This window comes from Candidatus Thiodictyon syntrophicum, assembly GCF_002813775.1.
GTDB classification, from domain to species: Bacteria; Pseudomonadota; Gammaproteobacteria; order Chromatiales; family Chromatiaceae; genus Thiodictyon; species Thiodictyon syntrophicum.
In genome coordinates this window covers 3,051,393-3,069,737 of record NZ_CP020370.1, presented here as the reverse complement: position 1 = coordinate 3,069,737, position 18,345 = coordinate 3,051,393, and the positions used below count along the sequence as shown (strand labels likewise).

Here is an 18,345-nt window from a genome sequence, read left to right as displayed (position 1 = left end):
CGATGATAGATTACGACTTCATGTAGCTGTGGATCATATGAGTTGGTCAGCCACGCGTGGCGCTCGGAGTAATACTTCGGATCTTCCTCGTGCTTTGAGTGATAAAATACAATGCCATCACTTCTGGGAAAGTCTTTGGCGTGCTCGGCATGACCGTCTTCTGCTATGAAAAAGGGTAGATCCTTTCTTCGAAAATAATGGCAGGTTGTATGGGATGAGTTCCTCAGCAATCGATCATGCTTCAAGCAATATCCGAGCTTCGCACCAACCTCCTGGTACTGAGAAGGATTGAACAAGCAGTTATCGCAGGTATATAGATTCTTCATCTCACACCCGCTTGAAATACTGCTGTATGTTGTTGTAACAGAATGTGATACGCTTATTGCGATCTATGGAAGCAATGTCAAATTGCCAGTCAATTAACGCCTCTTTAGCTCTCTGCGCCAACATAAACGCTCGAGAAGCAGTTATTTTGTCCGCCCGCTTAAGATGTTCTGACCAACTCCTGCAACTCACCAAGCAAGTCAGGATGGCTTACGAACACATGATTGTGAGAAATTATGTCCTGAGGGTCAGTTTGGTAGGTCACTCCACCGAAATGCTGTATACAATCCTTATCCTCGGAAACGGAGGTATATGGGGTTTTCATGCCGCGGTGTTTCGTGATGTGCGCGACTTTACTTCTTTCGGCGTCGAGGTTGGGCGCAGTAATGCCCTTTGGGTTGTCGTTCCTGTAATGCAATTTCACCTGCGCCCCCTCTTCTCTATTTCCTGCATCTGAGCGAAACGATGACGATTGCGGTAACTCGCGCATAACGTAAAGCCTAAAGCGGCGTGCGCCCCTGATGACCTTGCGAGTTAGCACAACGCCGGTGGCGCGCGCTCGCTATTAAGGCGTATGTAAGGTCTGGCTTTCGTAATTCTTCAACATTTGCGGAAACGGCCATTCGTGGTCGGCCATGTATTTCGTTACATTAGGACCGAGCGATTGAGCGCTCGACTGAGTCAAAAAGTCGGGCGGGAAGAGCAAATCCGGATTCATCGTGAAAAACATGATGTATTGCGTTAAGATTTCATAAAAGACCCTTTGTGCTGGCAACGATTGTGCAGCCAAATCCTGTTGCGTTAATGTTCCGAACCTAAGAATCGCAATGATCTTTGGAAAGTGCCCTAAATCTAGTGGTTCAGATCTTATTGCGCCCCCAATAAATGCGTATTGAGTGAAGTTGTAAAACACCTCCTGAACGAGTTCGCAACGAACCGGGCTAATTTCGGAAGCTTTCGAGATCGGTATTGTGCGTTTCATCTCGGCCCACCATCTCTCTGCTTAAGCTGCTTTTCCAGTTTCTTGAGCTTTTGTTTAACACCCACCTTTGGGTCAACCTTGAGCGCCTCTTGATAGGCGGATATTGCATGTTCAACGGCACCCAATAATTCCTGAATTTCGCCCCTGAACCTGTATGCTAGGGCTCGATAGTCGGGGTAGTCAGAAAGGCCCGCTTCGAGAGCTTTGTTAATCATCGAAAGCAGCACAGGAAGCTGTTCGTTAGAAGTGTTAGTCAACTTTTCGCGAACAATAAGTACCAAATCTGTCGGCGATGCATCTTCAACCCGCTCACGATCATACCGATTCTCATCAAGGAAGATGCCGTCAAATGAGTATCTGTAGCGCCTCTTGTTCTTGTAGCAGAGAGAAACCATCTTCTCTGCGACAGCGAATTCATATTTGTCAGCCCAGCCAGTTTCTGGCGTAAAGCTGGAAATCACTTTAGACTGAGCAACATCAAACAAGAAAAGCTTGCCGGAATCTTCAGTATCGCTGTTACACAGTTGCGCTGCTACGTGAGTGCCTTCCGCAGAAATACCGATATTCAACGTGTTGGCTTTGAATGCGTGAGAAAGGCGCAAGGCGCCGCTTGAAGAAAACACGTAGAGCTTTGATGCACGCTTATCTCCAAAAAGCGTATCCGTAATAGCGAATATTCCGGTATTCGCTACGCATCCTTCTGTGGGGCGTTGGCACTCTCCTAGGTAGACGACCTTCCCTTTGCTGACTAACGCGAATCTTCCGTTGCCTGAGGTTCGATAGCCACCAATACCATGCTTTTGATCTGAATCCTGGCGAATCAACAAATACTGTGCGTCTTCCGATTCAGAATACGGTCCTAGCATATCCAGACTCGCAATGCGGATCATCCGACTGCCAACCTTCTGGATGTCCCCAGCTTTTGGTGAAGATTGTTTTCCGAAACTAAATGGCCACTTCACATTCTGCTCCTGGGAACCTAACGTTTTGCACAGCCGGCGTCTTGCTGCGGCCTGAGCGAGAGCGAAGGCCGCAGCAAGACGTCGGCGCTTGTGCAATTGTTAGGTGCTATCACTAGGTGAGTACAGAAAAGTCAATATCTGGTTTGAAATTCGCCTTGATATCAGCAGCAAAATCATCCCAAGTGCCTCTTTCGGTTCGGCACTTTACAAGAGCACTGGCACTCCTGAAAAAGCCTTGGGCCACCGCTTCTAGGTCCACAGAAAGTTGCTCAACGGTGTCTTTCCAGTTTGCGCCATATGACAGGTAGATGGAGTCGCGATAGTTGGCTTTTCCACGATAGCGGAATGCTTGGATTGGGAAGTTCACAAACCCCTTTGCGAATTCTTTGTCTCGAAGCGTGCGCGCTGCCGAAGTACGAAAATTGGAGACGCCGAGCGCTTTAAATTCTTTGCTGTCTCGAATTTTCTTCTCCGCTCGATCTCTCTCGAAATCTGCTGTTCCGTTTAAGTACGAAATTGTCGCGCCAAGTGCCTCTGCATCAGATGTGGGCTTTGTAGAGAGATCGTGAGGATTGCCTGCGCGGTACGTTTGGATTGCTTGATGGACATTCGTCGTGACCAACGTGTCCAAGTACAACGAGAACGGTGCGCAAAGAAGACCCTGTTGGGCAATATGGCGGTGCCATAACCTCGCTGTTGTTCGGTGTTCCTCTGCCGAGTCGCCGGATTGGGCGAGCACCATTGCGCTACTGCATTCATATACGCAATAATACCAAGCAACGATTGCAGATCTTATTGTGTTGTACCTGTTACGCCCGCTGCCAGCGTTGAACTCCCTCAGGGCTGCAAGGTTGTGCAACGCCATTAGCATGTACGCATAAGCTTCGGTATCTTTATCCGGCCTAGGCTGGCGACGTTGAACCTTTGAGAGTGGCGCGCATATTGCCTGATTCGTGAGAATCGAGGGGTCGGAGAGGATTGCAAGACCACGCATCCAATATGCCGTGCCCATCAACGCAAAATTCGGGTTGGGTTGATCGGCTAGTCTGCTTAGTAGCCATGTGGCCACGATTCGTTTCCTTCGCACCTAACGTGAAAGACCAAGGCGACGCGCGCGTGCGCGACACCGGCCCGTTAACTCCGACCCTGATGGCCCGCGCTCGCTCTTTGTCCGCCCGTTAGGCAATCTTTTAATGATCCAAGGGCAAAAAGCAAGACCTGAACCGATCTTTGCGTGACCCCATCTGTGCACGGGAAAACTGGACATCCGAGTTTGTGGCAGGGGCTTTCGGGCAACCGGAGTTCCTACGCCGGAGGCATCCTATTGTGGCATACCAGCAGCCCTACAATCGGATTTTTCTGTTGCTTTCCATTGATTGTAATTGAAAGAATCATTTGCTTGTAGATACGCTGCAGAAACCATTCCTGCTTGCACGCATATTTGTATTGGGTCACCTTGCCTCTTTGCAATGTTGTACTGGGTTACTTGATCCCATGCCACTTGACTTTCAATTTGTTTAAGATCTTTAGCGGCTTGCTTTTCTAACCCTCCGCCAAAAAAGAACCACAACAACCCACCAAAAACAATAAGACCTACTACAGCTGATAGACTTGATTGTGCTTCATTTGGGTGTCCACATTTTGGGCATTTCTCAGCTTTGCTGCTGATCTGTTCACCACATTCTTTGCATTTTTTCATTGCCATTACGTTTTCTCCTTGGATGCCTGACGTAGAGCTAAGCGGGCGCCAACGGCAGGACGCCAGGGCCTGGGCTGTGAAAATGCACCATGTGCCACAGGCCGGGCCCCGGTGGCCTGCCGTTGGTGCTCCGCTTGAGCAGATAAGGGGCCAAGCTCAATTAAGCTCGTCTCCGCCCGGCGGATTTAAGTGAGCCTGGCCCCTTTTCCCGCTCGCTTTTGAGGCCGCTTGTTAGGCTTTTCATTCTTAGGGCAAAAGGCAAGACCCCATCCCCCACACATTAGAACTCGTTGCCACAGTACCGGCAGAGTAAAGCGGCGGCTTTGATAGTCTCTGCGCACCTTGGACAGATTTTGAAATCACCTGATCCGCGTGTTAGCAAATCTTCCGGCCGTTCACGGAGTTCATATGTCACCGAAAGTGTCCCACGCGGTTTGACAATCAGCATGTAGATGAAGGCAAGTATCCCGATGAGTGCCACGAAAAGAAAAATCGCTAGCACAAATGCACCGCATCCATAAGATCCGGGCGCCCACATCTGTGATGTAGGAAAATATCCGGCTTCCGCCATCTTTAATGCGTCTGCTTGAAATGCCGCGGTGGCCGATTTTTGGCTTCCTCTGTAGGTCCGTGTAACAATGCGATCTCTCGCTTTTTTAGCTTGCTCGCGCTTAAGTTGTTTCTGCTCTTCTTCTTTTGCACGAGCAAGAGCATCGCGTTCCGCTTTGTCTTGTTCCGCTTTCTTTCTCTGCTCTTCTTCAGCTTTCTTCTTGATGTACGCTTCTACTTTCGCATATACAGCGCCGCACTTAGGACATTGGTAGTCAGGAGCAACGTCCGTTGGCGCTCTTTGGTGTCCGCATTTCTTACAAACCGTTCCCATCTGCATCCCTTTGGAGCCTAACTAGATTTCGGCGGGCGAACTACCTCATAAATCGCCGGGTCCTCGCCAGTGAATCAAAAATCCGCGCGACTGTCAACACCCTGAGAGCACCCGCACCCTGCACCGTTAGTGGTTTATGCGGCAATCTTGCCGCGTAGACCACGCCGCGGGGCAAAAGCGTTCCGCACAAACCGGCGATTCTGGGGGCTATCAAGGAAAAATTACTTATTAACTCAATGTGCTGGCGCGGCGACGGGCGGCGCTGGCCGGGCGTTATGCGGCAACTTTGCCGCGCAAAAGGGATACCAGGGATACCAGGGACAGACCACGGAATAACAAAACGTCCGACTACTCGCTACAGCCCCACGAGGCGCATAAGCCGGTGCAGAACGACCTCGATCTCGGACTCGGTCAATCGAGCGATCGGGGGGCCGCAGAGTCGGGTACGGCTGATGGCGCGGCAGTGCTCCACCAGCGCGAAACTCTCTGCCTTCAGGTCGTCGCGCGGCGACAAGGGGACATGCAGGGACGCATAGCGGGGCTCGGATCGGCTGCTTAAGGGGCAGACGAACAACAGCGGGGAGTCGATCTCCAGGATCTCCGGCGCGGACAGCAAGGCCACCGGACGGAGCTTCCCGATCTCCGCGCCCTTGGCCGGGTCGAGTCGCGCCAGGTGGATGCCGCCGCGGATCAGCCTTTCCACCAGGCTTCTCGCTCCGGCGGCAGCGGTTCGCCAAGCGCCGCGTCGAGGTCTTGCGCGAAACGGCGGGCCACGGGGTCGCAAGCCATGGCCCGCAAGTCCTCGGCCATGGTGCGGCGCTCCGCCGCCGCGCGGGCTTGTGCAATCTCGTGCTCCAACGCCCGGCGGATCAACTCGGACCTGGACACGCCGAGCCCGCGGGCGACATCCAGGCTTGCAGCCGCCAACTCCTCGGGCAATTCGATGGAAAGGGCTACCACTGCAATCTCCGGTTATATCGCCGATCGGGCTACAATATAGCCCGTCGATCCTTCGCGAACAACTCCGCGATGGTGCGGATGCGGACCAGTTCCGGGGCCGACCAGTTCCGGGGACAGGATACTTGATTTGGTATGAGAGGCCAGTCTCGATTGAGTAAACCGTCTCCAGAATGGAGATCAGAGGATAGCCTCCCGTTGCGCGTCCAGACGTTGCCCGACAGGTCCTCGCAGCCGTAGGGTGACCGGGGCCTTGATCATAATTCCGGCCACGGGTTTGTAGGTCGGCCTGGGGCCGGGATCGCCCCGATCCCGGGGGCATTCTCCCAGCATCGGCGCGGTTCTGTCGACGGCCGAGATGCTGCGCCGAGGTGGTTCTCTTGTGTATCAACGTGTTATAACGATGCCAGCCGTGGTGTTCAGGCGATCCGACATGGGTGCTGCGCGAGCGCAGGCACAGCGCGTTGCGGGCGCAGTGTGTGCCGACCCTTCGCCTATTGGCCAACACCGGCGCGACCCAAGTCGCGACAATCCCGACAGGGCGATCCCTTTGCGAGCGAGGACTATTCATGATCGACGTGGCCGAATAATGGGCGCCGCTATGACCCCTGACTCGCTGACGCTCGATGCAGCAAGGCGTTTTCTCGATACGGTAGCGAGCCTTTACCCCTTCCGCCAGGCCTGGCTGTTCGGCAGCCGGGCGCGGGGCGACGCCCGCCCGGACAGCGATCTCGATATCGCGCTGCTGCTGAAAGGACCGCGCGGGGCCTTCATACCGGCCAAGTTGGCGCTGGACGATCTGGCTTATGACGTCTTGTTGGAGACCGGTATCCATATCCAGCCCCTGCCCCTGTGGCAAGACGATTGGGACCTCCCTGAGACCTTCCCGAATCCAGCGTTGATCGCGGCCATCCGGCGCGAGGGAGTGCCCTTGTGACACCCGACGAGCTGCTCGCCAAGGCCCGCCGGGCACTGGCCTCGGCTGAGGTGCTAGCGGAGCGCGACGATCCCGAAGGGGCCTGCAATCGGGCCTATTACGCGATGTTCGACGCAACGCGCGCCGGCTTGCTGTCGCTCGGCGCCGATGCAAGGCCGGGTAAGAGTCACAGCGGTCTTATCACCGCGTTCAGCCTGCACTGGGTGAAATCCGGGCGCGTGCCGCTGGCCTTGGGGAAGGCGTTCAATCGTGCCGCCGACCTGCGGTTGCTGGCGGATTACACCGGCAGTCCGATCGATGAGAGAATTACGGTGATAGTTTGAGAATTACGGTGACAAATTACGGTGACAGTTTACCAAATACAGTAATTACGGGTTGCGTTCAACGCGGAATTACGGTGACAGTTTGCATTCAGTGCATTTAGTAAACTGTCACCGTAACCCGCCACCATAACCCGCCTGTGGCGCGCGCTCGCTTTTGAGGCGAAAGTTAGCGGCCGGTTTGCTTGAGCAGCAAACGGGGGCTGCGGGTGACCACTTTACGCTTAGACTTCGCTTGCTGGTCCCTCAGCGCGTTGCAAATCCGATCAAGGTCATGACCGTACTTTTCCGCATGTTCTGCACGGAACTTCCGAATTTCTGCGACGATTGGATCTTCATGCATGATCTAAGGCCCTAACTCTTCGGGTGAACACAAAACCGGACAGAGGAAACCATGGCGCTCAATGACTGCAGCGATTGCTTGTTTGGTTTCAGCGTTGTTGATGTGCTTGAAATTCCACGTTAGCAAGTAGTCTATGCCTGCTGCCGCAGCGATGCCGATATGAAGCGCGTCATCCTCGCTGTTCTTTGGCACCGCGCCGAGCGCGATCAAGTCCTTAGCCAGGGCGTTGGCTTGATCAGTGATATCCAACGCGGGGATTTCGTCAACAAGCGCAAGCCGCGTCTGGGCTGCGTTGGGGTCTCCTTTGGAGATCTCATTTTCGACAAGCGTGGAGATGAATACGTCGTACTGATGGCGACGTGCGTCCCACCACTCGGCGGTAATTGCTTGGCGCGCGGCTATAACCAAATCGCGACTTGGCCTTGAAGCCAAGTAGCTGATGACCGAAGACTCTATGTAGACCGTAGCAGTCATGGTTCAATAGGTACCTGTGCGCTGGTTTACGCAGCTAACTAAGAAGCTAAGCTGAATCGGTGGAGCGAGAGCGACACCGATTTCAGCTTGAGCGATAGCTAGGTTCCCGGCGTCCAGACAACTTCAGGCCTGCCGAGCCAATAGCAGCGCACCAAGGGCGGCTGAAAAAATTCTTTCCGTTCAGCGGAGCGAAGCCGCAACCGCATCAACTTCGTTATGCGGTTGCGGCTTCGCTCCTCTAAATAGCACGAATTCTGAATTTTTTCAGCCACAATTATCGCGCTGCAATACGGACAGCAAAACTCCCGTTGATCGTACACGAGGTGAACCTAGCTAGATTTCGACGGACGAACTACCTCATAAACCGCCGGGTCCTCGCCAGTGGATCAAAAATCCGCGCGACTGTCAAGACCCTGAGCGCACCCACAGCCTGCACCATCAGTGGTTTATGCGGCAATCTTACCGCGTAGACCACGCCGCGGGGCAAGATGCGTTCCGCACAAACCGGCGATTCTGGGGCTGTCAAGGGCAAATTACTGAGTAAAGCAATGTGCTGGCGCGGCGACGGGCGGCGCTGGCGGGGCGTTATCCGGCAACCTTGCCGCCTTAACCGCAATTCGGCGGACGAACTGCCGCATAAACCGGCGTCGCTCGGGTTCCCGGGAAAAGTATCCGCCGTTCTTCAATGGGTTGGACGGATGCTCTCGCTGCACCGTTCGTGCGTTATGCGGCAACGTTGCCGCGCAAAAACGTTTTGCGGAGGGCTGGTGCCGCCTGGACCGTCGCGTCCAATTGGTGGGGTGACGCAGGAACCCCAACGGCTACCAGGCGCAACCACGCCGGGAACAGTCAACCGCGAAACGGAGGCAAGCAGTGATCCCGTTCTTCGAGTGGGCCTTGGTCATAACTCCGCCCGTCGGCCTCGGGGCGCAGAGCGCCCAACACCTGCGTGACACCGTTAGAGCGGTGTCACGAGGGGGTGGGCTGGGCGGATTTATGATCGAGGCCCGCGGCACGCGCTGCCGCGAAGGCTGAAGCCTTGGACTCCGGATCGTCAGTCCGCCTGGACCGCGGCACCCACCCACTCATAGGTCTCCACCTTCGACTGATCGCACTTGCCGCACCCGCTCCCGCAGGCCGCGCCGTTGGCGATGCGCCGCACCCGGCCGCGGCGCTCCAGCGTCGCCAACATGCCGCGCACGGCATCGGGGCTGGCGTCGAAGCGGGTGGCCAGGTCGATCAGGGGGGCGCGGTGGTGTTCGGCGAGGTAACCGGTCAGTTCGGATAGGATCATGGTCAAACCCCTTTGATCAGCGGTTGTCCGGGGTCTAGCCCCCGGCCCGGGCCGACGCGGTCGGCGAGCACGCGCATCAGGACGACCGCGGCGATGAAGAGTCCGACCATGGCGGCGATCCAGGCGGCGCTGCTGGCCGGGTTGCGGGCAAAGATGGCGCCCTGGTAGAAGATGGTGGCGATGGCGTAGCCCAGGCCGGTGGTCCAGCCCACGGCGAAGAGGGTCCAGCCGGGGCTGCTTTCCCGCCAGATGGCGGCGACGGCCGCGGTGCAGGGGGCATAGAGGAGGATGAACAGCAGGTAGGCGAAGGCGCCGGCCGCCCCGTCGAAGCGCGCGGCCATGGCCCCGAAGGTGCCGCTCTTGACCGACTGGCGGGCGGCGGCCTCCTGGGTGTCGTTCAGGTTGCCCAGATCCAGCCCCAGTGGGTCGCCCCAGTTCCCCAGGGCCTGACCCAGGTTCGCGGGGATGGTCGCCACTGCGGCCTGCAGGCCGCCCCACAGGCTGAACGGCGGCGGCGGCGGCGCGGCCCCGGCAGCCGCGGCGCCCAAGGCCGAGTAGGTGGCGTCGAGCGTTCCCACCACCGCCTCCTTGGCCAGGATGCCGGTGAAGATGCCGACGGTCGCCGGCCAGTTGTCCGCGTTGAGCCCCATGGGGGAGAAGGCCGGGGCCGCGGTGCGGCCGAGCGCGGCCAGCACGGAGCGGTCGCTGCCCTGGTTGCCATAACTGCCGTCCGTGCCCAGGCTGTTGAACACCGTAATGACCAGGACCATCGGGACTATGACCCGCCCGGCCCCGACCACGAATCCCTGGGTGCGCTCCCAGGTCCGCATGACCACGCCCTTGACCCGCGGCAGGTGGTAGGGCGGCAGTTCCATGACGAAGGGGGTGCTCTCCCCCTTGAGCAGGGTCAACTTCATGACGAAGCCGGTCAGCACCGCCACCGCGATGCCGATGAGATAGAGCCCGAAGACGACGTTTTGCCCGCCCACCGGGAAGAAGGCGGCGGCGAAGAGCGCATAGACCGGCAGTCGCGCCCCGCAGGACATGAAGGGGGCCATGAGGATGGTCAGGATCCGGTCGCGATGGTTCTCCAGGGTACGGGTGGCCATGATGGCCGGCACGTTGCAGCCGAAGCCGACCAGGAGCGGTACGAATGACTTGCCGGGCAGACCGATAGCGCGCATGAAGCGGTCCATGACGAAGGCGGCGCGCGCCATATACCCGGAATCCTCCAGCGCGGACAGGAAGATATAGAGAAAGCCGATGATCGGGATAAAGGTGGCGACCACCCGCAGACCGCCGCCCAGGCCCTCGGCCAGCAGCAGGGTCAGCCAGGCGGGCGCCCCCAGACCGGTCAGGATATGCGCGGTGCCGGCGACGAAGAGGGTGTCGGCCGCCTGGTCGAAAAAGTCGATGAAGGCCCCGCCGATGTTGATGGTGAACATGAACAGCAGGTACATCACGGCGAGGAAGATCGGGATGCCCAACACCCGGTTGAGTATGACCCGATCGATGGCGTCGGACAGATCGCGCGACGCCTGCCCGGTCTGGACCACGGTCGCGTGGGTGAGCCCGTGGGCGAAGCCGTAGCGGGCGTCGGCCAGCAGGATGTCCACGTCGTCCGCCTGCTCCCCGAGCAGGGAGCGGACCTCGGCGGGGCTGACCGCCTCCCCCACCAGGCCGCGCACCAGATCGTCGCCCTCTAGCAGCCGGGCGGCGAGCCACCGCGGCGGGTCCCCGGCGGCCGCCGCGATGGGGGTGAGGCGCGGCAGGAGCACGGCCATGGCGGACTCCAGGGTCTCGCCGTAGACGACCTGCGCGGTGGCGACCGGCGGGGCCTGCACGGCCGCCAGCACCACCTGCTTCAAGTGGTCCAGGCCCTCCCCGCCGGCCGCGGAGACCGGGACCACCGGGCAGCCGAGCTGCCGGGCCAGTTCATCCACGTCGATGCGCAGGCCGTGGTCGCGGGCCACGTCGATCATGTTGAGGGCCAAGACCAGGGGGCGCCCCATCTCGATCAACTGCGTGGTGAGATAGAGGTTGCGCTCAAGGCTTGAGGCATCCAGGATGTTGAGGATAAGGTCCGCCTCGCGCGCGTGCACGAAGTCGCGGGCGATGCGCTCATCAAGCGACACGTCCTGGTCGGTCCCGGCCGCGATGACATCCAGGGAGTAGGTCCCGGGCAGGTCCACCAGGTTGAAATCCACGCCCTCGAAGCGGTAACGCCCGGTCTTGCGCTCGACCGTCACCCCGGGCCAGTTCCCCACCCGCTGCCGGGCGCCGGTCAGGGCATTAAACAGCGTCGTCTTGCCGCAGTTGGGGTTGCCGACCACCCCGATAGTGAACTCGGGGTGCGCACTCACGTTAGACGCTCGACCCGCAGCGTCGCCGCCTCGTCCCTGCGGAGGCTGAGATTCGAGCCGCGCACCCGCACCTCCACCGGGTCGCCCAGGGGCGCGACCCGCAACACCTGGAACTGCACCCCCGGGGTCAGCCCCATGGACAGCAGCTTGCGGCGATAGGCCCGGCCCCCCTCCGCGAAGCCCTGCACCCGCCCGCGCTCCCCGACCCGCATCGCCTTGAGGGTCGTCAAGCGCTCGGTGTCGGCGGGCTCGACGGGACGCGTCAGCGGCCGCGCGGACCAGAGTGACCGCACCCAGGTCTCCAGGCGACCGGGGTTGGCCGCATCCGCGCGATGGGCGCTTGGGGCTGGGCAGTCAGGGCAGGCGACGGTGGAGTTGATCATGATGGCAGGTAAGACACCATTAGCTAACGAGAACTATTCGCATCCTAAACCCGGACTCGATCCGATGCAAACCCTATCTGGGCGTCGCGCTGCCCGACCGCCGCAACTTTTCGCTAACCAGTCATTTTCTTCGGCTGGAGCGTCACTGCCGTCAAGTTGAGCGCCGCAGCCCAAGCGCCAGGAGTCCACGGCTTGCGCCTTGGCGCGCGTCAAGGCTAACGGCCATGGCACCCGCGCCACCCCGGAACATGAAAGTCCTCTCGACCGCTAGCCGATGGCCAGCGTGCGGGGCGGCGTAGTCAGGGCTTCCAGCCCTGACTGTTCCAGCCCCGACACCGTCAGGCCAGGATGGCCTGACTACGCACTTTCACGGTAGAGCCTTGGACTCCAGGCAGAGGCGCCGCGACCGGCGGGTGCGCCTTCACTCAATGGCAGTGACGCGGAGCCTGGGACCGCGATCTGTCGCTCGCGGCTACAGTTCCCGCGTGGCGAGGAACCGGATGTCCGGCCAGCGCTCGATCGTCAGCCCCAGGTTGACCCGGGTGGGCGCCAGATAGACCAGTTGGTCGTCACCGTCCAGGGCCAGGTGCTCGTAGGCCTTTTCCTTGAAGCGCTCCAGCATCTTGGGGTCATCGCAGCCGATCCAGCGGGCGGTGTGGACCGAGACCGGTTCCACCACGGCGTCCACGCTGTATTCGTCCTTGAGGCGAAAGGCGGCCACGTCGAATTGCAGCACGCCCACGGCGCCCAGGATCATGTCGTTGTTCTTGAGCGGCCGGAAGACCTGGGTGGCACCCTCCTCGGAGAGTTGCACCACGCCCTTCTGCAGGGCCTTCATGCGCAGCGGGTCGCGCAGCACGATGCGCCGGAACAGTTCCGGGGCGAAATAGGGGACGCCCTCGTACTTGAGTTCCTCGCCCTCGGTGAAGGTGTCGCCGATCTGGATGGTGCCGTGGTTGTGCAGGCCGATGATGTCACCGGGCCAGGCCTCCTCCACGGCGCGGCGCTCGTCGGCCTGGAAGGTGATGGCGTTGGCGACCTGGATGGTCTTGCCGATGCGCACATGGCACATCTTCATACCCTTGGTGTAGCCCCCGGAGCAGACGCGCAGGAAGGCGATCCGGTCACGGTGAGCCGGGTCCATGTTCGCCTGGATCTTGAAGACGAAGCCGCTGAAGGCGGTCTCGGCGGGCTCCACGCGGCGCTGCACGGTCGAGCGGGCGCGCGGCGGCGGGGCATAGTCGACGAAGGCGTCGAGCAGTTCCTTGACGCCGAAGTTGTTGATGGCAGAACCGAAAAAGACCGGGGTCTGGCGGCCGGCCCGGTAGGCGTCCAGGTCCAAGGGGTGGCTGGCGCCCTGGACCAGTTCCATCTCGAGGCGCAACTCGTCCGCCTGGTCGCCCAAGAGCTCGTCCATGCGCGGATGGTGAAGCCCCTCGATCACCTCGCCGCTCTGGATGCCCCCGCCGTGCTGGGCGCTGAACAGGTGGGTGCGGTCGTGGCGCAGGTCATAGACGCCCTTGAAGCGCTTGCCCATGCCGATCGGCCAGGTGACCGGGGCGCACTGGATCTTGAGCAGCGACTCCACCTCGTCCAGGACCTCCACCGCGTCGCGCCCCTCGCGGTCCAGCTTGTTGACGAAGGTGAGGATCGGGGTGTCGCGCAGGCGGCAGACGTCCATCAGCTTGATGGTGCGCTCCTCCACGCCCTTGGCGATGTCGATCACCATCAGGGCCGAGTCCACCGCGGTCAGGGTGCGGTAGGTGTCCTCGGAGAAGTCTTCGTGTCCGGGGGTGTCGAGCAGGTTGACGAGGCAGTCGCCGTAGGGGAACTGCATGACCGAGGAGGTCACCGAGATCCCGCGCTGTTTTTCCAGTTCCATCCAGTCGGAGGTCGCATGGCGCGCCGCCTTGCGGCCCTTGACCGTGCCGGCCATCTGGATGGCGCCGCCGAACAGCAGCAGCTTTTCGGTGAGTGTCGTCTTGCCCGCGTCCGGGTGCGAGATGATGGCGAAGGTGCGGCGGCGGCGCAGTTGGTCGAGAAGGTCGCTCATAAGGGGGAGACTGGCGTGGGGCAGCCGCGGTGCGGCTAAACCCTGGGATTATAGCGGTGCCTGCCGGGACCGGCACCAGAAAGGAGCGGGGGCGTCCCGCCCCCGTGTCAGGGCGGGACGCCCCGAGTCCTTTAGCGCTAACCGACACCACTCGCGGACGCCGCCCCACCGGCCAGGCGCGGATCGAGGCCGAAGGGCTCGTCGGCGACAGCGGCCGCGATGGCCGCAAACTGCGGATGGGCTGGGTTCAGCAGGCAATTGCGCTCTCGCGGGATGATGGCGCTCGGCAACAGCAACGCGGCCGAGCGGCCGGACGCGACCCAGCCGTCGCCAATGTCGGCGATGCCGCGCGGCGCGGGATCGGCGCGCCAGTCGGCCGGCAGGGCGGCGTCATCCAAGGTCAGGATGGCCTGATCCGGCAGGGTCAGCGTGAAGAGGCGATAGCTGTCCAAGACCTCGCCGCGGCCCAGATGGACCAGCAACCCCAGGGCAGCAAGCGCAACACTCTCGGAGGCGTAGATCACGGCCGTGCCGGGGCTGTTCCAGCGCCCACCGAAGGTCCGGGCGCCGCTGCCGTCCAGGGCGGACGCGGCATAGCGCTCCTTAACCAGGCGATAGACCCGCATCAGGTGTAGACACCCTGCTCCAGTCGGCCGATCAGACGGCGCACCTCGGCCGCTCCGGTTTCGGTACGCAGGTACTCAAGCGGCGGCTGTCCCCCCAGGGCCTTGGCCGGCGCCTTGAGCCAGGCACGGGCCGCGGCTTGGTCGCCCTCGAACAGCCGCACGGCATCTTCAAAGGCGGCGGCAATGCGATAGACCCGATCGCTCTCGGCCGCGGACAGCCGCATCGGCGCGGCCCGCCGCCGCCGCGTCAGGGTTGCCGGGGCGATGGCCGAAAAAGCAGCTTAGCCGCATTAAATTTGTTTCTCCAATACTACAAATCAGTTTCCCCTGATTTCCCCGCGTCCCCGCTTAGGCTAAGGTGTCGACATTGCTGCGCTGCACAAAACGCCGCGACCGCGGCGGCGCCGCTCTGACGAGACACCGTTCGGTAGCCTCCGGAGTCCGCGACATGACCCCTTCGACGAAGTATGACTGTCTGATCGTGGGCGCCGGCGTGACCGGTCTGGCCCTGCTCTATGAACTTGCCCGCTTCACTGACCTGAAACGCCTGGGTCTGCTGGAAAAATGCGACGGCGCGGCGCAGGTCAACTCCCACGCCCAGCACAACAGCCAGACCATCCACTGCGGCGACATCGAGACCAACTACAGCCTGGAGAAGGCGGGGGCGGTGCGGCGCACCGCCTCGATGGTGGTCAACTACGCAAGCGCCCTGCCCGCCCGGGAGCGCGACCGCATCCTCTTTACGATGCCCAAGATGGTGCTGGGCGTGGGCCCTCAGGAGTGCGCCTACATCCGCCGCCGCTACGAGGTCTTCAAGGACCTGTACCCGCGCATGCGGCTCCTGGAGCGCCGCGCCATCGCCGACCTGGAGCCCAATGTCGCCCTGATCGACGGGACCTGGCGGCGCGAGGAGATCCTCGCCACCGGCACCCCGGACGACTACAGCGCGGTCGACTTCGCCGCCCTCGCGCAGTCCTTCTCGCACGCCTGTGTGCGCCTGGACCGCACCACGGACCGGCAGATCACGCAACTGTTCTCCACCACCGTGGGGCGCATCCACCGCGCCGGCCCGGACTATGTGCTGGAGACCAACCGCGGCCTCCTGCAGGCGCGCTCGGTAGTGGTGTGCGCGGGCGGGCACTCGCTCCTGATGGCCCAGCAACTGGGCCTGGGCCACGACTGCGCCTGCCTGCCCATGGCCGGCTCCTTCTACTTCGCCCCCGAGGCCCTGAACGGCAAGGTCTATACGGTCCAGAACCCACGGCTGCCCTTCGCCGCCGTGCACGGCGACCACGACATCAAGGAGCGCGGCAAGACCCGCTTCGGACCCACCGCGCTCATGCTGCCGCTCCTGGAACGCCGCAACCGCGAGACCGTCAAAGAGTTCTTCGAGGTGCTGCGCCTCGACCATCAGGTCCTCCCCACGCTGCGCCACCTACTGCGGGTCCCGGACCTGCGCCACCACCTGCTGCGCAACGTCCTGTCCGAGGTCCCCGGGCTCAACCGGCGGCTCTTCGTGCGCGAGATCCGCAAGATCGTCCCCTCCCTCACCGCCGCCGACATCACCTATGCGGAGGGATTCGGCGGGGTGCGGCCCCTGCTGATCGACCGGGCGGCCGGCACCCTGCACCTGGGCGAGGCCAAGATCACCAACGGCGACGGGATCATCTTCAACCTGGTTCCCTCCCCCGGCGGCACCAGTTGCCTGGGCAACGCCGAGACCGACATGCGCACCCTGGCGTGCCACCTGGGGGCGCACATCGACGAAGACGCCTTCGCACGGGGCCTGCTGATGGGGTACGAGGACACGCGCGGGGACTCCGACGGCGCCGCGGTCGCGCAGGAGGAGGAGCAACGGGCGTTGGCCCGGGCCGTCTGAGCTCAGAGTTCGCGAATGACCCGACAGGGGTTGCCCACCGCCAGCACGCCCGCCGGAATGTCCCCCGTCACCACGCTGCCGGCCCCGATCACAGACCCGGCACCGATGTCGACACCGGGACAGATGATGGCCCCGCCGCCGACCCAAACGTCGTCGCCGATGCTGATCGCCCGCCCCGACTCGACCCCCGCCCGACGCTGCGCGGCGTCGAGCGGGTGGGTCGCCGTGTAGACCTGCACGACAGGGCCGAAGAGCACGCCCGATCCGATCCGCACCGGCGCGACATCGAGGATCACACAGTTGAAGTTGAAGTAAACCCGGGCGCCGAGCCTGATGTTGCTGCCATAGTCGCAGTAGAAGGGCGGCTCGATCCAGATGCCGGGTCCCGCGTCCGGGATCAACTCCGCGATCAGGCGCGCGCGCTGTGCCTCCTCATCGTCGCGGCTGTCATTCAGCGCCTTGAACAGCAGCCGCGCCCGGCGGCGCTCGGCACAGAGCCGCGGGTCGCGCGGGTCATAGGGCTCGCCGGCCAGCATTTTGTCTTTTTCGGTTTTCATCAAGGGTCCTGAACGTACCGGGTGAAAGTGCCGGAGACGCACTATGCGCTTTTTCAACCCCGAGCGCCGCGAGGCGCACAGCCCCCCAGGGTCGGCTCATTGCGGCCATCCGCGCCTGAGGCTGCGCGCGCCGTCCCTCTCAGGGCGCGGGCCGCCGCCGCAACCCCAGGGGGTCCGCCGGGTCGATCTGGTCCATGAAGGGCAGTTTGCGGTCGCTGTGGGTCACCTGATAGATCAGTCCCATCCAGTTGCCCACCACCCCCTCGGCGGTGTCGTGCCAGGTGTTGTCCAGGCGGAAGACGATATGCTCCTCCGGCAGGGGTGGTGGCTCGCGGCCCTGGGCCATGGCCGCGCGCAGGCGTGCGGCGTGCTCGTCGAGGATGGCGCGCGATTGCACGGTGAAATAGCCCTCGGGGAAGGGCGGATAATCGGGTCGCTCCGCCGCCGCATAGCGCTTGACCTCGCGTTTATACTCCTTGAGCAGCGAGATGGTGTCGTACTCCGGGTGGCCCTGGAAGAACACCTGCCGGAACCCGTCCGCACTCACCGCCAGGTGGACCCCGGCCTCCGGGCTCTCCACCAGGACCGGGAGTCCGGCCGTATCGAACTGGGGGCGACTGATCTCGTTGAACCGCGAATGGGGCACATCGAACAGGGTGTTGACCGTGCCCACCAAGGGGTGCGCCCGGTCCACCACCCGGTGCGGGAAGACCCCCCAGCGCTTCTCACCCAGGTGGCGGCGCCGCTGACCATAGCGGAACTGGAGCACGGCATGGGTCGCGAGGCAGGAGCAGAGGGTGGAACTGACGTTGTCCCAGGCCCAGTCCACCACCTCGATCAGCGGTTTCCAGAAGGGCTCACCGGACAGGTCCGGGCCGGTCACATTGGCCCCCGTGATGATGAGCGCGTCCAACCCGTCCTCACGGATGCGCGCGAAGGGCTGATAGTAGCGGCGGATGTGCGCGCGCGCCGATTCCGAGCGCGGGAGTGAGTCCAGGGTGAAGGGGTGGACGTAGAATTGGGCGATCTGGTTGCTCTGGCCGATGAGCCGGAAGAACTGGCGCTCGGTGGCCTCCAGGGCGGCGTCCGGCATCATGTTCAGCAGCCCGATGTGCAGTTCCCGGATGTCCTGATGGCGGGCCCGGTCCGGGTCCAGGATCTGCTGGCCCGCGGCGCGCAGGTGGGCGAAGGTGGGCAGGGGGTTGTGGGCGACGATAGGCATGAGAGCGACCCTGGTAAAGCGATGCCGCAGAAAAACCGGTATAACGGTTAGGTGAATTCGGGATAACTTTGTACCCGTACAACAAAC

19 protein-coding genes are annotated in these 18,345 nt (G+C 61.5%); 3 read left to right on the top strand and 16 right to left on the bottom strand.

Translation table 11 applies throughout. The features are described from left to right. Positions 1-889: 889 nt before the first annotated feature. The 7 genes from THSYN_RS33810 to THSYN_RS12970 all read right to left on the bottom strand — a co-directional run bounded on the left by THSYN_RS33810 (position 890) and on the right by THSYN_RS12970 (position 5,810). On the bottom strand, positions 890-1,306 hold the full coding sequence (locus THSYN_RS33810; RefSeq protein WP_157817638.1) for a hypothetical protein: 417 nt from the start codon (positions 1,304-1,306) through the stop codon (positions 890-892). Continuing rightward, complete coding sequence (locus THSYN_RS33805; protein WP_157817637.1) at positions 1,303-2,268, bottom strand: tetratricopeptide repeat protein; 966 nt, start codon at positions 2,266-2,268, stop codon at positions 1,303-1,305. Before THSYN_RS33805 ends, THSYN_RS33810 begins: the two co-directional genes overlap by 4 nt. Before the next feature lie 112 nt (positions 2,269-2,380). Continuing rightward, complete coding sequence (locus tag THSYN_RS33800; RefSeq protein WP_157817636.1) at positions 2,381-3,337, bottom strand: hypothetical protein; 957 nt, start codon at positions 3,335-3,337, stop codon at positions 2,381-2,383. A 252-nt stretch (positions 3,338-3,589) separates the two neighbouring features. Further along, positions 3,590-3,973, bottom strand: coding sequence for a zinc-ribbon domain-containing protein (locus tag THSYN_RS33795; RefSeq protein WP_157817635.1), 384 nt, complete (start codon positions 3,971-3,973; stop codon positions 3,590-3,592). A 274-nt stretch (positions 3,974-4,247) separates the two neighbouring features. Further along, positions 4,248-4,856: a zinc ribbon domain-containing protein gene (locus THSYN_RS33790; protein WP_157817634.1), complete on the bottom strand. Its 609-nt coding sequence runs from the start codon at positions 4,854-4,856 to the stop codon at positions 4,248-4,250. Positions 4,857-5,205: 349 nt separating this feature from the next. Then, positions 5,206-5,553 carry a type II toxin-antitoxin system PemK/MazF family toxin gene (locus THSYN_RS12975; RefSeq protein ID WP_100919522.1) on the bottom strand — a complete coding sequence of 116 codons (348 nt, stop codon included), beginning with the start codon at positions 5,551-5,553 and terminating at the stop codon, positions 5,206-5,208. Then, positions 5,541-5,810, bottom strand: coding sequence for a ribbon-helix-helix protein, CopG family (locus THSYN_RS12970; protein WP_157817633.1), 270 nt, complete (start codon positions 5,808-5,810; stop codon positions 5,541-5,543). The genes THSYN_RS12975 and THSYN_RS12970 overlap by 13 nt, the downstream gene beginning before the upstream one ends. Before the next feature lie 598 nt (positions 5,811-6,408). Here THSYN_RS12970 and THSYN_RS12965 point away from each other — a divergent pair. Then, entirely contained in the window at positions 6,409-6,744 is a 336-nt protein-coding gene (locus THSYN_RS12965) for a nucleotidyltransferase family protein (protein ID WP_100922407.1), read from the top strand. Beyond that, positions 6,741-7,067 carry a HEPN domain-containing protein gene (locus THSYN_RS12960; protein WP_100919520.1) on the top strand — a complete coding sequence of 109 codons (327 nt, stop codon included), beginning with the start codon at positions 6,741-6,743 and terminating at the stop codon, positions 7,065-7,067. The genes THSYN_RS12965 and THSYN_RS12960 overlap by 4 nt, the downstream gene beginning before the upstream one ends. Before the next feature lie 343 nt (positions 7,068-7,410). Here THSYN_RS12960 and THSYN_RS12955 read toward each other — a convergent pair whose 3' ends face one another. From THSYN_RS12955 to THSYN_RS12925, 7 genes are all read right to left on the bottom strand, one after another. Further along, complete coding sequence (locus THSYN_RS12955; RefSeq protein ID WP_100919519.1) at positions 7,411-7,881, bottom strand: type II toxin-antitoxin system VapC family toxin; 471 nt, start codon at positions 7,879-7,881, stop codon at positions 7,411-7,413. 1,054 nt (positions 7,882-8,935) lie between these two features. Continuing rightward, positions 8,936-9,175 (bottom strand): FeoC-like transcriptional regulator, encoded by a 240-nt coding sequence (locus tag THSYN_RS12950; RefSeq protein WP_100919518.1) that lies wholly within the window; start codon positions 9,173-9,175, stop codon positions 8,936-8,938. Between the two features lie 2 nt (positions 9,176-9,177). Continuing rightward, the gene (gene feoB, locus THSYN_RS12945) at positions 9,178-11,538 is read right to left on the bottom strand and encodes a Fe(2+) transporter permease subunit FeoB (RefSeq protein ID WP_100919517.1); all 2,361 of its coding nucleotides are present in this window, start codon (positions 11,536-11,538) and stop codon (positions 9,178-9,180) included. Further along, on the bottom strand, positions 11,535-11,921 hold the full coding sequence (locus THSYN_RS36975; protein ID WP_335582506.1) for a FeoA family protein: 387 nt from the start codon (positions 11,919-11,921) through the stop codon (positions 11,535-11,537). Before THSYN_RS36975 ends, feoB begins: the two co-directional genes overlap by 4 nt. Positions 11,922-12,393: 472 nt before the next feature. Next, the gene (locus THSYN_RS12935) at positions 12,394-13,974 is read right to left on the bottom strand and encodes a peptide chain release factor 3 (protein ID WP_100919516.1); all 1,581 of its coding nucleotides are present in this window, start codon (positions 13,972-13,974) and stop codon (positions 12,394-12,396) included. A 137-nt stretch (positions 13,975-14,111) separates the two neighbouring features. Next, entirely contained in the window at positions 14,112-14,600 is a 489-nt protein-coding gene (locus THSYN_RS12930) for an RES family NAD+ phosphorylase (RefSeq protein ID WP_100919515.1), read from the bottom strand. Further along, complete coding sequence (locus tag THSYN_RS12925) at positions 14,600-14,824, bottom strand: antitoxin Xre/MbcA/ParS toxin-binding domain-containing protein (protein ID WP_100919514.1); 225 nt, start codon at positions 14,822-14,824, stop codon at positions 14,600-14,602. The genes THSYN_RS12930 and THSYN_RS12925 overlap by 1 nt, the downstream gene beginning before the upstream one ends. A gap of 224 nt (positions 14,825-15,048) precedes the next feature. Here THSYN_RS12925 and THSYN_RS12920 point away from each other — a divergent pair, with 224 nt between their 5' ends. Further along, positions 15,049-16,479, top strand: coding sequence for an FAD-dependent oxidoreductase (locus THSYN_RS12920; RefSeq protein ID WP_100919513.1), 1,431 nt, complete (start codon positions 15,049-15,051; stop codon positions 16,477-16,479). 2 nt (positions 16,480-16,481) lie between these two features. On the opposite strand, the gene THSYN_RS12915 is transcribed toward THSYN_RS12920, so the two are convergent. After that, complete coding sequence (locus THSYN_RS12915; RefSeq protein ID WP_100919512.1) at positions 16,482-17,036, bottom strand: sugar O-acetyltransferase; 555 nt, start codon at positions 17,034-17,036, stop codon at positions 16,482-16,484. 139 nt (positions 17,037-17,175) lie between these two features. Continuing rightward, the gene (gene metA / locus THSYN_RS12910; protein ID WP_100919511.1) at positions 17,176-18,258 is read right to left on the bottom strand and encodes a homoserine O-succinyltransferase MetA; all 1,083 of its coding nucleotides are present in this window, start codon (positions 18,256-18,258) and stop codon (positions 17,176-17,178) included. Positions 18,259-18,345: the final 87 nt, after the last annotated feature.

Excerpts from the sequence above, each read along its gene's own strand:
- THSYN_RS33810 (WP_157817638.1), bottom strand. The coding sequence starts at position 1,306 with ATGAAACGCACAATACCGATCTCGAAAGCTTCCGAAATTAGCCCGGTT.
- THSYN_RS33795 (WP_157817635.1), bottom strand. The coding sequence starts at position 3,973 with ATGGCAATGAAAAAATGCAAAGAATGTGGTGAACAGATCAGCAGCAAA.
- THSYN_RS33790 (WP_157817634.1), bottom strand. The coding sequence starts at position 4,856 with ATGCAGATGGGAACGGTTTGTAAGAAATGCGGACACCAAAGAGCGCCA.
- THSYN_RS12965 (WP_100922407.1), top strand. The coding sequence starts at position 6,409 with ATGACCCCTGACTCGCTGACGCTCGATGCAGCAAGGCGTTTTCTCGAT.
- THSYN_RS12955 (WP_100919519.1), bottom strand. The coding sequence starts at position 7,881 with ATGACTGCTACGGTCTACATAGAGTCTTCGGTCATCAGCTACTTGGCT.
- THSYN_RS12950 (WP_100919518.1), bottom strand. The coding sequence starts at position 9,175 with ATGATCCTATCCGAACTGACCGGTTACCTCGCCGAACACCACCGCGCC.
- THSYN_RS36975 (WP_335582506.1), bottom strand. The coding sequence starts at position 11,921 with ATGATCAACTCCACCGTCGCCTGCCCTGACTGCCCAGCCCCAAGCGCC.
- THSYN_RS12935 (WP_100919516.1), bottom strand. The coding sequence starts at position 13,974 with ATGAGCGACCTTCTCGACCAACTGCGCCGCCGCCGCACCTTCGCCATC.
- THSYN_RS12930 (WP_100919515.1), bottom strand. The coding sequence starts at position 14,600 with ATGCGGGTCTATCGCCTGGTTAAGGAGCGCTATGCCGCGTCCGCCCTG.
- THSYN_RS12925 (WP_100919514.1), bottom strand. The coding sequence starts at position 14,824 with ATGCGGCTGTCCGCGGCCGAGAGCGATCGGGTCTATCGCATTGCCGCC.
- THSYN_RS12920 (WP_100919513.1), top strand. The coding sequence starts at position 15,049 with ATGACCCCTTCGACGAAGTATGACTGTCTGATCGTGGGCGCCGGCGTG.
- THSYN_RS12915 (WP_100919512.1), bottom strand. The coding sequence starts at position 17,036 with ATGAAAACCGAAAAAGACAAAATGCTGGCCGGCGAGCCCTATGACCCG.
- metA (WP_100919511.1), bottom strand. The coding sequence starts at position 18,258 with ATGCCTATCGTCGCCCACAACCCCCTGCCCACCTTCGCCCACCTGCGC.